The sequence below is a fragment of the Myroides sp. LoEW2-1 genome, from assembly GCF_009767705.1.
GTDB lineage: Bacteria > Bacteroidota > Bacteroidia > Flavobacteriales > Flavobacteriaceae > Flavobacterium > Flavobacterium album_A.
Map to the genome: position 1 here is coordinate 1 of NZ_WSPP01000065.1, position 13731 is coordinate 13731.

Here is a 13731-nt window from a genome sequence, read left to right on the forward strand (position 1 = left end):
GTTTGGTTGCACCTTGAAGATAATTATTTTTGAGGACAAACAATGAAAAAACCCCGCCTTTTTTAGACGGGGTTTTGTTTTTTAGGCTTTTTAGACAGCCTCCTTTTTTTTGGTACCTGTTTAGCTTCTTCATGTTGTATATCTTCCAAATACGATAAAGGATCTAAGCAGGTTCTTTTTGCAATATCCTTACTGATGATGCCATTGTGATAATCATTTGATCCCATAGTGGTCGCATTAAAAATAGGCAAAACAATGCGACCACTATGCCATCACTATGCGACCACTACCTGCCAAAGCTGTCTCGTCCTAATATAGTTGTACAGCAAACGCAGGCTAAATGCACTTTTAGCCCTTTGCTAATTTTCCATAATCCCACAAAAAAAGTCACTTCGGTGACTTTTTTGTATTTTCTATTGATAATAGTTAATCGATAATATTCATTTTTTTCATGATGAAAGTTGCATTCTTATTTTGACACACGCCATCTCTTATTTTATAGTCGAAATGCAAGTCATCTTGTTTAATCTCAACTTCAAAGCACTTGTTGATTAAGACTTCAGGATACTCAGCAGTAGTATTACACACTTCTAAATCATGGGTAGCAATAACACCATAAGTTTGCTCTCGAATCAACTTGTGAATTACGCCTATGGTTCCACTTTGTTTATCATCAGAATTTGTTCCTCTTAAAATCTCGTCTAACAAAACAAAACAAGGCTCTTTTTGAACTTGTTCTATAATCATTTTTAAGCGTTTCACCTCAGCGTAGAAATAAGATTCACTATCTTCTAAAGAATCAGTTAGGCGCATGGATACAAATAATGGCAACGGAAACACTGATGCATTTGACGCACAAATAGGGGCACCAATAGCAGCCAAGACAAGGTTAACTCCTACTGTTCGCAAGAAAGTACTCTTACCTGACATATTCGAACCAGTGAGAATGACGAATCGCTGATTGCTAAAGTCAATATCATTACACACCCTTTTGCTTTCATTGATGAGAGGATGTCCTAAATCTTTAAAAGACATCTCTCCATTCTCGCTAATCGTAGGGAAAGTATAAGATCGATTATTATATGAGTAATTTGCCAAAGAATTTAAAGCTTCTACTTGACCAATCACCTCAATTGCCGTAGGTACCAAATGAGCTTTCTCTTTCTTCCACTTTGAAAAGCGATTAAAGATATGCACATGGTATTGAATAAAGCCATTGAATACAATTAATACAAAAATATTCCCCACTGTCTCAAGCTGTTCGAATAAACGCGACAAAACTTTTAACTCTTTACTGGCTTGAAAAGAGTCCGCATTCAATTTGCTGATATAACCTTTCATCTTCTCTGTAGAAAAGGTTTCTCTTTCAATGCGCTTGATTATAGAGCTATAGCTATTAATCGTTTCGTGTACCTTATCCGCACCACCAAGTTCAGCTTGTATATACCTCGCTTTAGACAACGTACAAATAAGATTCAGTGAAAATAATAAAGATACAGCATACCCAAATACATAACTATCGATAAGGTAATATCCAATAATCGACAGCAACAATAAACAGGGCACAACATAACTCAAATACACGCTTACTTTGCTCAAACCAACCACATTGGATTGACTCCACTTTTGCAGTCGCTTATACGCTGTCTCATCTAAATTAGAGATTTGACTATAGGCATTAATTTCCTGTCTCCATTCTACCTTCTGAGAAAGTTCTTTGATCGCTTCTTGATTCATTACTATTTCATCCGAACTTAACTTTGATTTCAACAAATCTGCTAATTTCTGCTTGCCTATAAAAGAGGCCGTTCTATTCAAAAACTGAAACAGGGATTTGCTTCCAAAAATATCTAAATCAAAAGCATAAGGATGATCAGTAGTTTTAAACTCATCACCTGAGTCAAAAGGTCTCTCATCATTCTCTACAAAAGCCATCTCCTTTTTATTGATATCTAAAAGTGCTTGGATATATCGCATTCTCCACGAATAATTAGCATGTAGTTTTAACAAGCTTAAGAAAAGGACAATAACCGCTAATGTAACATAGAGGTAATTAGCATTTGCATTGGAGAGAGCTAAATAAAAGCAATAGATAATAGCGAAAAAAACAACTAAACGAGCTATACCAACCAGTTTATATTTTTTACGAATTGCACTATATTGTATTTGGAATAAGTGATATCTCTTAGTATAGATTTCCATGAGTATAATTGTTTTTTAGAGTTCTTTAAAAAAAGAAGTACCAACAAATATACACCATTAAAAATATCTTACCCGTTTAATTGCCCTATATTATTGAAAACTCAATGTAAAAAATGACGTATATTTCAGTCTAAAATTCCTTTTATACAAAGAGAGTTTTACGGACCGATATTCGAAATCGACTAATCAAATACAAATCAAATCATTAATGTATAATCACTTTCATCAAAATAGTTATCTCTATTTACCACTATTCTTCTCAGAAGGTGAATTAGCTATCATAGAGCCTATTCTTATTAACTTTCACGAAAAGTGGTTAAAGGATTATCAAGACGTCTACAAATCTCATCTAATCAATAGTCATAGCCTAACAGGAAGTTCTTCTATCTCTACGGCTGAACGCATGCAACTATTTAAATTCATAGCCAGTGAAAGATTGCTTGCTATTGTAGAAAACCTCTTTCCTGCTAAAGCTAAATTTTTAAATACTCAACTATTCTTTGATCCTTATAACAAGGAGCAAAAAAACTATTGGCATCGCGATATACAGTATACAGGACTTTCGATAGAAGAACAGCAAGAAAAGATTAAAACAGAAAATGTCATTCACTTCAGAATACCACTAACAGAAGAATCTGGAATAGAATTAATACCAGGGAGTCACCATCAATGGGACCTACCAATAGAAGAAGATACCAGACTATCTCAGCATGGTCGACAACCAAGTGATGCTCTTGAGCGAGGGCAAATAATTAGTCTAAACAGAGGTGATCTACTTATCTTCTCTGCGAATAGTATCCACAGAGGACTGTATGGCAACAATCGCTTCTCACTTGACATTATCTATTGTGATGACATTCCCGCTTTTAAAGTGTTTATAGATGAGCGAAATCAACCTACTGATGAGGAATTGAGTCAGCTCAACAACAATGTGTTTTAATCTCTTTTTAAAAAATAAAAAGTACTACGTAAATCAACTACTGCTTTAACACCCAGTCTACTATTTTTTGTTTAGGTTCTTGATGGATTTCATAACTTTCTCCATCAGCTTAGTATAAAAAAGCTACTTTAACATATCGTAAAGTAGCTTTATTCCTTATTATATCAAGTGATTACCACACTAATACGCTGTTCTCATTCTTCCAAACTAACAAACGGAAATCTTCATAAATATCGGCAGTACCTATAGTATGTGTATCTCTTACGGGTTTATTCAAAGTCAACTTGTGTAATATACCTGCATACGTACCAACATATAGTGTCTTATCATCCTCTGATAATACCATTCCACTAATGGTAGAACCTAAGAAGTGCTGCCATAGCTCTCTTCCGTCTTTATGTATTGCTCTGATATATCCATAAGCATCTCCTAAGATATAGTAGTCATTAAAAGCCACACCAGCATACACACGCATTCCCTCGTCTAAGTATGTGATATCTTCATGCTCTTCCCAGCCTGGGATATCAGCACCTACAAGTTTTACGGCAGCCACACCAATAGATATCCCATTATAAAAATGACAAGAGTTAACTAAAACTTGTGTATCATCTTTTGTAAACAAGCAGTAGTGTGGATAAGAGGACTGTGGTCCTACCACTCCTACTTTCTTCCCTTCATTGTCCAAAACAATGTGATCACTACACTGATCTCCTACTACAATATACTTGTTGTCGTGAGACAAAGTAGCGTGATCCATTGCTAATCCATTATTTTCTTCACCTTCTTCTAATATTGGAAACAACAGTTTCTCTTCTTTAGTATCTAATAAATAAATTCCCTCTGAAGAGATAAACAATACTTTCTGCCCATCATTAAAAGGAATAAGCCTTGTAATGCCTATATTCGCTAAAGTATCTAATGTAAACTCTGTTATAATTTCTCCTTCCCATCCTTGACGAGTCACTATCTTATCTGCGTATGCTATCGCATAAACAAGATTGCGCATAGACTGTCCGATGCTTTTAATCTCTTTGTCTAATGCAACTACTTCAGTTCCTTTTGCTATATATGCTTGTCTTTCTTCATAAGAAGTCCCTTGCATAAAAGCAACGCTAAATTCTGCTATATAACAAATATCTCCTATATAACTCCCTTTATCATCAAGAATAGATACGATGGGAGCGTGTGCAGGAGGAAACTCTTGTCTAAAAGTATCTACTGTACTATTAGTATTTGCCTCTCTTAATAACTCAATAACTGCTTCTGCAAGTTTACCTCTTGTATCCTCTGCTTCTTTACCATCCCAATTATCCCAACCATGTTCTGCACCAAAAGCAACCATCTCATTAATCTCCTTAGCATACTTCTCGCCTATCTTATACCATTTACTCTGTAGCTCTTCTCTTGTTTTCATTTTTTCTATTTTTATCACAGCACTAAAGTATTGACTTATGTCTTCTAATGCAATCACTTTATTCAGCTACTTTTCGTTCTCCTAAGTTCTCGATTAACCTCAATAAATAGCCATCTGGATCTTGTACTAAGAACTGCTTCTGACCGAACTCTACATCTTCTGCTCTATACCAACGATCTTCTACATCTATAAACACATTATAATTTGCCTCCTGAAGTCGTTTTAGAATAGGTGCTATAGCATTTACTTCTATCTGAAAGTTTATTCCTCTACCAAATGGCTTTTCCATAATGCCTGTCTCCCATTCTCTATCAGCAGGATTATATTGTTCTAACATTACTTGTGCTTCTCCCATACCTAAATAGACAAAGTACTCTTCCTTGCGATCATACATTACTTCAAAACCTATGTAATCACACCAAAACTGTAAGCTTTTAGCTAAATCAGATACTACAAATTCCGGCACTAAAGTTGCCCATTTTATATTGTCACTTCTCATAATGTTCTTTTAAATAAAAATATAACATTCCTACTCCACTAATTCTCTTGTTTATTATAATGAGTAGACTATTGTCTCTTTATCAATACAACATGCTCTATTAACCCCATTCTACACTTGCTCGCCTTTCATCATTTTGTTCCAATACAAATAAGGTAAGATGTATTTCTTCAGAGCCCATAAGCGCCAATGTTCCTTAGAGCTATCCTTAATCAACATTTGTTTTAGTTTCGGATCAGGGATAAATTCATTTTTATAATTAAACTCAGCCAATACCATCTTTCCATACCCTGTCACTAATGGGCAAGATGAATAACCTTCATAGTCGAAATTATCTGCTTCTTTACCCTTAATTAATTTGTACAGATTGTCAACTACAACGGGTACTTGCTTGCGCACAGCTGCCCCCGTTTTAGCAGTAGGCAAGCCCGCAACATCACCAAGGCCAAATACATTAGCAAAACTTTTATGTCGCATGCTGTGTAAGTCTACATCTAACCAACCATTATTATTGACTAAATTGGAATTCTTTATAAATAGTGGAGCTGTCTGTGGTGGAGCCAAATGCAGAAAGTCAAACTCCATCTCTACTATACCGTCTTCTAATTGACGAATATGATCTAAATCTGTAGTTACAAAACAGTGGTTATCTTGAGTATTTGTCAATTTAAAGTAAGCCTTTCTTTGATCTGCATCAATGCGAATTGGGTTGTGAAATGGCATAAAATCAATATCATGACGATGGATAACTTCCATTAGAGTTTCGGCAATAATCTTGACTCCAAAAATCACACTTCCCGGCATTGGAAAATAGACTTTAGTCTTTTTATCTATTCCTTTTTGTTTAAAATACTCGCAAGCCAAATACATTATCTTTTGTGGTGCACCACCACATTTAATAGGAGTATTGGGTTGGGTAAATATAGCTGTACCTCCCTTGAACTCTTGCAGAAGTTTCCAAGTATATTCAGGATCGATATAATTACTACATACCACCCCCTTATTCACAGCGTCTTCCAACCCTTCAATCAAAGATAAATCATTCACCAACCCAGGGCAGATCACCAAATAATCATAGGTAAATTCACCATAAGCCGCAGTCAAAAGGCTGTTTTGAGCAGCATTCACTGTGATTACTTCATCTTTAATCCAATCGACTCCACGAGGAATCAAGTCTTTTGTATAACGTATTGTTTTCTGCTTATCATATACACCTGCACCTACTAATGTAAAAGCAGGTTGGTAATAGTGTTTTTCAGAAGGATCTATTATTGCAATTTCTAATGAACTGTCTTTTTTTTTCAACTGAGCAGCAGTCATTATACCTGCTGTCCCCGCTCCAATAATGAGAATTTGATAATGAGTTTCCATATTTGTTGTCGTTTTGCTTTATACACTAAAATATCAATCCTTGACCGTATATATTGTAACAAATGTTACAATACTATGAGTGTCATACAAAATATAAAAAAAGGCATACGAAATCGTATGCCTTATATCTATTCGTATTTATATAACGAATTTATCTTCTTCTTATTCTCCTTTTTTAGCTCTTCTTGATCTCGCTAATAAAGTATTCTTTAATAACATTGCTATTGTCATTGGTCCTACACCACCTGGTACTGGAGTGATAAACGCAGCTTTCTTGCTTACCTCATCGAAGTCCACATCACCTGCGATCACATAACCTCGAGGATTAGTAGCATCTGGTACACGAGTAATACCTACATCTACGACAGTCACACCATCCTTCACCATATCCCCTTTTAAGAAATAAGGCACTCCCAATGCTGAAATGATAATATCTGCTTCTCTTGTAATCTCCTCTATATTCTTTGTACGGCTATGTGTCAGTGTTACTGTAGCATCTCCAGGATAACCTTTGCGACTTAACAAGATACTCATAGGACGACCTACAATGTGAGAACGCCCGATAACTACCACATTTTTACCTGCAGTTTCAACTTTATAACGCTCTAATAATTCCATGATTCCGTAAGGAGTAGCTGGTAAGAATGTCTCCATCTCTAACGCCATACGACCGAAGTTCGTCGGGTGAAACCCATCTACATCTTTATCTGCATCGATAGCTAATAAGATCTTTTGCTCATCAATGTGTTTGGGCAATGGCAATTGAACGATATACCCATCTATAGCAGGATCTGCATTCAATTCTTTGACTTTAGCTAAAAGCTCTTCTTCTGTCGTTTCTTCTGGCAAAGAAACTAATGTAGATTCAAAACCTACTTTCTCACAAGACTTAACTTTACTTCCTACGTAAGTTAAACTTGCTCCATTAGTTCCCACAATAACTGCTGCTAAATGTGGTACTTTTTCACCACGAGATTTCATCTGTTGTACTTCAACAGCAATCTCATTCTTGATATCTTCCGATACCTTTTTTCCGTCTAGTAGTTGCATTAAAAATAGTAATAAGTGTGTTGTTGTGTATAAATAAAGAAGGTTTAAACCTCATAACGAACCTTAAACCTTCTTCTAATGTTATCTTTGCATACCTTTCATCTGTCCCATCATGCGCATCAAATTCTTTCCTTTTGCTCCTTGCATCATCTTCATCATTTTGCTCATTTGGTCAAACTGTTTCAGCAGTTGATTCACTTGTTGTATATCCGTACCGGATCCCTTAGCAATACGCGCTTTTCTCTTTGCATCTAAAATAGAAGGAGTAGAACGCTCTTTTGGTGTCATTGAGTGAATAATCGCTTCGATGTGTTTAAAAGCATCATCTTCAATTTCCACATCTTTCAGTGCTTTCCCCATTCCTGGTAACATCCCTACTAAGTCTTTCATGCTACCCATATTCTTCACTTGTTGAATCTGAGATAAGAAATCATCAAAACCAAACTCGTTTTTCGCAATTTTCTTCTGGATTTTACGCGCTTCTTCTTCATCATACTGAGCTTGTGCACGCTCAACTAAAGAGATAACGTCTCCCATCCCTAAGATACGATCAGCCATACGCTCTGGGTAGAAGATGTCAATTGCATCCATTTTCTCACCAGTACCGATGAACTTAATAGGTTTATTTACAACAGATTTAATTGATATTGCAGCCCCTCCACGAGTATCCCCGTCTAATTTAGTAAGAACTACTCCGTCAAAATTCAATCTATCGTTGAAAGCTTTTGCAGTGTTTACAGCATCCTGTCCTGTCATAGAATCCACAACGAATAAAGTTTCGTGTGGCGTAATAGCCTTGTGAATATTAGCTATTTCATTCATCATCTCCTCGTCTACAGCCAAACGTCCAGCCGTATCGACAATCACAACGTTAAACCCGTTTGACTTAGCATGTTTAATTGCGTTCTCAGCAATCTGAACAGGATTGTTATTTCCTTCTTCTGAATAAACCTCAATACCCAATTGCTCACCAACTACGTGCAACTGATTAATAGCTGCAGGACGGTATACGTCACACGCTACTAATAAAGGTTTTTTATTCTTTTTCGTTTTTAAGAAGTTAGCCAATTTACCAGAAAAAGTCGTTTTACCAGACCCTTGTAAACCAGACATCAAAATAACAGAAGGAGTACCTGATAAGTTGACACCAGCAGCCTCACCACCCATTAATTGAGTTAGTTCGTCTTTAACCACCTTAACCATTAATTGACCTGGTTGTAATGTAGTTAATACATCTTGTCCTAAGGCTTTTTCTTTTACTTTATTGGTAAAATCTTTGGCAATCTTAAAGTTAACGTCGGCATCTAATAGGGCTCTACGAACCTCTTTTAGAGTATCTGCAACGTTCACTTCTGTAATCTTGCCATGTCCTTTAAGGATATGAAAGGCTTTATCTAATTTATCACTTAAATTATCAAACATATCGGTATTATTTTAATACTTTGAGGTGCCAAAGATAGTATTTAACTTGTTAAGTCACAAAAAGCAAAAGCAGTAAAACTTATTTTTTTTAAATATTCTATCTAATTAATGCAATTCTCCTTACTGATGCAGTACTATTTAATGCGGAAACTACTTTGTGTTGTTTATTACTGTACATTAGTTCTGTACATAAAATCAAAAACATGAAACAATTCACAATATACATTGCCACACTAACTTTGGGGTTGATTAATACAGTATACAGTCAAGATCTACACCACAAAATTGATAGTATCCGCAACTTGCACAATGTTCCTGAAGTCGCCTACGCTATCGTGACAAAAGACGAGATCTTAACTGTAGATATTACAGGATTTCACAAGTTTGCAGAGCAAACAACTGCTACAGCGGCAAATATCAAAGATTACTTCCACCTGGGATCAAATTCTAAAGCCATAACGGGTTTTATTGCTGCAAACTTGGTAGAGCAAGGTAAGCTGTCTTGGCAAACGACCTTCTTTGATCTTTTCCCTGAGTTGAAAGACTCATCAAATACAGCTTATCACAAGGCCACGCTACAGGATTACTTATCACATAGATCCAAAGTTCACGCTTTTACAAGTGGAACAGAGCGCCTGACTTTGCCAATCTTTAAGGGCAATAAACAAGAACAAAGACAAGCATTTGCCAAACACGTATTGACCATGGATCCCATAGAAACTCAAGATGGATATACCTATTCAAATGCTGGTTATAGTATTGCTGCAACTATGTTAGAGAAAGTAAGCCAAAAATCTTGGGAAGAATTAGCTAAAGAAATTCTAACAAAAAAACTGGGGATTTCATTTGTAATTGGTTGGCCTAATCGCAATTTGGAGAACCAACCTTGGGGACACGCTATGCAATACGATGTATTAGAATCCGTACCTCCCACTTATAACTATGCACTCACACTGATCGAACCAGCAGGTGACCTCAGTATGAATATAGAAAACTATATCAAATACATTCAACTCAATTTGCAAGGGCTTTCAGGTCAAAGCAATGTATTATCTGCTAAAACATACGATTACATATTCAATTATAAGGAACGATATGCCATCGGATGGAATACACTCAAGAACGATACAATAAGCGTCTATGATCATGCTGGTTCTGATGGTACATTCTTTACCTATACTCAAATAGACGGTATCACCAATACAGCCTATATCATCATGGCAAACAGCGGTACTGCCAACGCTCAACAGGCTGTAATGAAAATAGTGCAAGCAATGAAGGAGGCTAATAAATAGGTATCCCTAAGCGCTAAAGATTACTCCTAAAAGAATATTTCACACTACAAATAAACATCTTTTAGGAGTTGTCTTTTAGTTCCACATCACTCCAAAACACCTATCTCCATTTTTATCACGCAAGTGTCTCAGATTTAGTTGATACATGCCCTATTGTATTAATAAGAGATACTTATTATTATGCTCCTTCGTTATTTTCCATTACAACACTTTTAGAATACTCTTTTGCTAAAGTGACAAAATCAACATATTTTAAAAACCGAACTACAACTTTTGGAACAAGATCTAAAGTGCTCAATTACCCCCACATAAAATCAACTAACACAAAACATTACTTCCCACCTATATTTACTCTCATTAATTTTATCCTTAATTTTGCAGTCAAATAAACAATAATATGTCTCCATTAGACTCTGCATTTAGAAGATTTCAATCCGATATAAAAAACATAGAATTACCCAAAAAATTCACTTATCCCTTTTACTATGAACCTCATCCTATTGCAATCCAAGCAGCTGAGGAATTGCAAAGAGAGTTGCATTCACATAATTTAATTAGCCCATTATTTGATAAAGCTAACTCGCAGTGTTTACCAACTGGTAAGATGTTTGGAGTTCTAATTGTAAAAAATCAATTAGGCGAGCTTGGTTACTTGGCTGGTTTTTCTGGTAAGTTAGGAACCCATACTGCTATAGATTGTTTTGTACCCCCTGTTTTTGACCTGTGGAATAAGGATGGTTTTTTTGTAAAAGAAGAAACTACCTTAAACAAAATAAACAAACAGATTGATGTTCTTGAACAGGATCGAGTTTACCAAGATGCAAAAGCGTTACTTTTATCACAAGTTGCTGAAGAAAAACAAGCTATTACAGCCAAAAAAGAAAACCTCAAATCCTTAAAAACACAGCGTAAAAAGATACGAGATCAACAAAGTGCAATTTTATCGGAAAGCGACTTTCAGTTGCTAAATGAAGATTTAATCAAACAAAGTCTAAGGGACAAACACGAATTAAAAGTACTAATGCTCTATTGGCAAGAGCAAATTGATCAGACCAAAGATATTATTCAAAATTTTGAACAGACTATTAATGCCTTAAAAGAAGAACGCAAACAAAAGTCAAATGCCCTTCAAACAAAGTTATTTCACCAATATCGATTTTTGAATAACAACGGACAAGAACAGGATTTACTGGATATATTCAAACAGACAGCTCTACAACAACCACCCGCTGCAGCTGGTGATTGTGCTGCGCCAAAACTTCTGCAGTATGCTTATCTAAAAGGGTATACTCCTATCTGTATGGCGGAGTTTTGGTGGGGAGATTCACCCAAGTCAGAGATACGCAAACACCAACACTTTTACCCTGCGTGTCGAGGCAAGTGCGAACCTATCTTAGGTCATATGTTACAAGGGTTAGAAGTTGATGATAACCCGCTTTTAATCAATCAATCTTTAAGCGAACCCATAGAAGTAGTATTCGAAGATGACTACTTTGCAATCGTCAATAAACCTAATGAATTTCTATCTGTTCCAGGCATTTATATCCAAGACTCTGTCTATGAACGCATGAAATTGAGATATCCCAATGCTACAGGACCACTAATCGTACATCGATTAGATATGGCTACATCGGGAATATTAATCATTGCAAAAGACAAGGATTCTCACAAAGCACTTCAAAGTCAATTCATCAAAAAAACGGTAGAAAAACGCTATGTAGCGCTACTCGATGGTACAATAGAAGGAGATCAAGGAATCATTGACTTACCTTTGAGAGTCGATTTAGACGATAGACCCAGACAAATGGTTTGCTATGAATACGGCAAAACTGCAAAGACAAAATGGGAAGTAATCGAACGAAAAGAAGGCAAAACCAAAGTGTACTTTTACCCTATTACAGGTCGTACACATCAGTTGAGAGTTCACGCCTCACACCCAGAAGGACTAAATACGCCAATTGTAGGAGATGACCTGTATGGTACCAAAGCAAATCGCCTGTATTTACATGCTGAAAGCATCACTTTCAGACATCCAAAGACTTATGAAGTGATTAGCTTTCAAGTAAAAGAAAAGTTCTAAACGAGAAGTTTTTGTTAACTTTACTAATCAAATAATATACTATGATGTCTGATAAACAGTCCCAATTACGCAAACACAAACGCATCGCTACTGGATTATTCTTCTTAATGGCAATTACCTACATCGCTATGGTTTACACCTTGAAAAACAGTCCTGCAGATTGGATGGGGTATGTGAAAGCGTTTTCTGAAGCGGCCATGGTAGGTGCATTAGCAGATTGGTTTGCAGTCACTGCACTCTTTCGACATCCTATGGGATTAAAAATTCCACATACTAATCTAATTGTCAATAGCAAAAACAAAATAGGAGATAATCTTGGAGACTTTGTAACAGATAATTTTTTAACTGCAGAAAATATTCGCCCTTATGTTGAAAAATTAGACATTGCCACCTTACTGGTAAATTGGCTTAGACAAGAACACAATCAAAAGATTGTTGAAAAGGAATGTAGGATTCTTGCCAAAAACATAGTCAATGACATAGATGATCAAAGTGTAGTAAACTTTTTCAGTAGCAAAGCACAACAAGGAATAGAGTCAATCCGAGTACAAAGTTTTATTGCTCAAGGCTTAATGTACGCCATTGAGAAAAAAGAACATCAACGATTATTAGATGTTATTTTGCCAAAAGCACAAATCTATGTAGAAGAACACAGAGAAGAAATCTACAATGCCATTATAGAGAAAAAACCGCTACTAAGTTTAGTTGGAGGTAAGGCAGTAACCAATCAGTTAGTCAACGGTATTCACACTTTCTTAGAAGACATAAACTCAAACCCCAATCACAAACTTCGCGGAGAAATAACAACTCGATTAGAAGTACTCGCAGCTGAAATAGACAGTCAAGAAAAATGGAAAATCAAGTTCCAAGAAATCCTTTCTCAATTCATTACTCCTGAAAGAATAGAATCTTATGTACAAGACTTTTGGTCTTCAACAAAAAGTTCAATAATAGAGCAATTAGAAACTGAAGGTTCAACCCTACAAAACTATATAAGCACGGCAATTCACAACATCGCAACTGACTTAGAACAGAACCAAGAGATGCAGTTAAAAATCAATAATTGGATCAAACACACGATTTACAAATTAGCACTTAAAAACACAAAAGAAGTAGGAGAGCTAATTCGAAACACGGTGGATCGCTGGGATGGTAGAGAATTAAGTGACAAACTGGAGTTAGAAGTAGGAAAAGATTTACAGTTTATCCGCATTAACGGTACACTGGTAGGAGGGCTTGTTGGTCTTGGGATTTACATTATTACGCATTTATTACTATAAGTAAATAAATCATCGTTAAAATTATACAAATCAAACATATTTTGACTGCTATAAAATGTCAAAAATAGAATCGTATTCACTAAATTTGGTAATATACCGGATCAAAAAAGAATCCGTTTAGAAGAACTCATACTGAAATCAGTAAGCAATTCTATATTCTCTATAATTAATTCAGAAT

General features: G+C 35.8%; 10 protein-coding genes. 4 read left to right on the forward strand and 6 right to left on the reverse strand.

What is annotated here, in order from left to right; genetic code table 11:
• Window positions 1-426: 426 nt before the first annotated feature.
• Window positions 427-2202, reverse strand: coding sequence for a MutS-related protein (locus tag GOQ24_RS05125; protein ID WP_155092715.1), 1776 nt, complete (start codon window positions 2200-2202; stop codon window positions 427-429).
• 208 nt (window positions 2203-2410) lie between these two features.
• Between GOQ24_RS05125 and GOQ24_RS05130 the strand changes: the two genes are divergently transcribed.
• Window positions 2411-3142 carry a phytanoyl-CoA dioxygenase family protein gene (locus GOQ24_RS05130; protein WP_155092716.1) on the forward strand — a complete coding sequence of 244 codons (732 nt, stop codon included), beginning with the start codon at window positions 2411-2413 and terminating at the stop codon, window positions 3140-3142.
• A gap of 172 nt (window positions 3143-3314) precedes the next feature.
• Here the strand turns inward: GOQ24_RS05130 and GOQ24_RS05135 are convergent, their stop codons facing one another.
• From GOQ24_RS05135 to ffh, 5 genes are all read right to left on the reverse strand, one after another.
• Entirely contained in the window at window positions 3315-4556 is a 1242-nt protein-coding gene (locus tag GOQ24_RS05135) for a PQQ-binding-like beta-propeller repeat protein (protein WP_155092717.1), read from the reverse strand.
• 58 nt (window positions 4557-4614) lie between these two features.
• Window positions 4615-5055, reverse strand: a complete 441-nt coding sequence (locus GOQ24_RS05140; RefSeq protein WP_155092718.1) for a bleomycin resistance protein — start codon at window positions 5053-5055, stop codon at window positions 4615-4617.
• 111 nt (window positions 5056-5166) lie between these two features.
• Window positions 5167-6426 (reverse strand): FAD/NAD(P)-binding oxidoreductase, encoded by a 1260-nt coding sequence (locus tag GOQ24_RS05145; protein WP_155092719.1) that lies wholly within the window; start codon window positions 6424-6426, stop codon window positions 5167-5169.
• Window positions 6427-6588: 162 nt separating this feature from the next.
• Window positions 6589-7476 (reverse strand): bifunctional 5,10-methylenetetrahydrofolate dehydrogenase/5,10-methenyltetrahydrofolate cyclohydrolase, encoded by an 888-nt coding sequence (locus tag GOQ24_RS05150; RefSeq protein WP_155092720.1) that lies wholly within the window; start codon window positions 7474-7476, stop codon window positions 6589-6591.
• An 81-nt stretch (window positions 7477-7557) separates the two neighbouring features.
• Window positions 7558-8898 carry a signal recognition particle protein gene (gene ffh, locus GOQ24_RS05155; RefSeq protein WP_155092721.1) on the reverse strand — a complete coding sequence of 447 codons (1341 nt, stop codon included), beginning with the start codon at window positions 8896-8898 and terminating at the stop codon, window positions 7558-7560.
• 203 nt (window positions 8899-9101) lie between these two features.
• Here ffh and GOQ24_RS05160 point away from each other — a divergent pair, with 203 nt between their 5' ends.
• The 3 genes from GOQ24_RS05160 (at window position 9102) to GOQ24_RS05170 (ending at window position 13553) form a co-directional block, all read left to right on the forward strand.
• Window positions 9102-10193, forward strand: a complete 1092-nt coding sequence (locus GOQ24_RS05160) for a serine hydrolase domain-containing protein (protein WP_155092722.1) — start codon at window positions 9102-9104, stop codon at window positions 10191-10193.
• 397 nt (window positions 10194-10590) lie between these two features.
• Window positions 10591-12273 carry an RluA family pseudouridine synthase gene (locus tag GOQ24_RS05165; protein WP_155092723.1) on the forward strand — a complete coding sequence of 561 codons (1683 nt, stop codon included), beginning with the start codon at window positions 10591-10593 and terminating at the stop codon, window positions 12271-12273.
• 41 nt (window positions 12274-12314) lie between these two features.
• The gene (locus GOQ24_RS05170) at window positions 12315-13553 is read left to right on the forward strand and encodes a DUF445 domain-containing protein (protein ID WP_230381542.1); all 1239 of its coding nucleotides are present in this window, start codon (window positions 12315-12317) and stop codon (window positions 13551-13553) included.
• The last annotated feature ends 178 nt before the right edge of the window (window positions 13554-13731 follow it).

Excerpts from the sequence above, each read along its gene's own strand:
- GOQ24_RS05130 (WP_155092716.1), top strand. The coding sequence starts at position 2,411 with ATGTATAATCACTTTCATCAAAATAGTTATCTCTATTTACCACTATTC.
- GOQ24_RS05145 (WP_155092719.1), bottom strand. The coding sequence starts at position 6,426 with ATGGAAACTCATTATCAAATTCTCATTATTGGAGCGGGGACAGCAGGT.
- GOQ24_RS05140 (WP_155092718.1), bottom strand. The coding sequence starts at position 5,055 with ATGAGAAGTGACAATATAAAATGGGCAACTTTAGTGCCGGAATTTGTA.
- GOQ24_RS05165 (WP_155092723.1), top strand. The coding sequence starts at position 10,591 with ATGTCTCCATTAGACTCTGCATTTAGAAGATTTCAATCCGATATAAAA.
- GOQ24_RS05125 (WP_155092715.1), bottom strand. The coding sequence starts at position 2,202 with ATGGAAATCTATACTAAGAGATATCACTTATTCCAAATACAATATAGT.
- GOQ24_RS05170 (WP_230381542.1), top strand. The coding sequence starts at position 12,315 with ATGATGTCTGATAAACAGTCCCAATTACGCAAACACAAACGCATCGCT.
- GOQ24_RS05160 (WP_155092722.1), top strand. The coding sequence starts at position 9,102 with ATGAAACAATTCACAATATACATTGCCACACTAACTTTGGGGTTGATT.
- ffh (WP_155092721.1), bottom strand. The coding sequence starts at position 8,898 with ATGTTTGATAATTTAAGTGATAAATTAGATAAAGCCTTTCATATCCTT.
- GOQ24_RS05150 (WP_155092720.1), bottom strand. The coding sequence starts at position 7,476 with ATGCAACTACTAGACGGAAAAAAGGTATCGGAAGATATCAAGAATGAG.
- GOQ24_RS05135 (WP_155092717.1), bottom strand. The coding sequence starts at position 4,556 with ATGAAAACAAGAGAAGAGCTACAGAGTAAATGGTATAAGATAGGCGAG.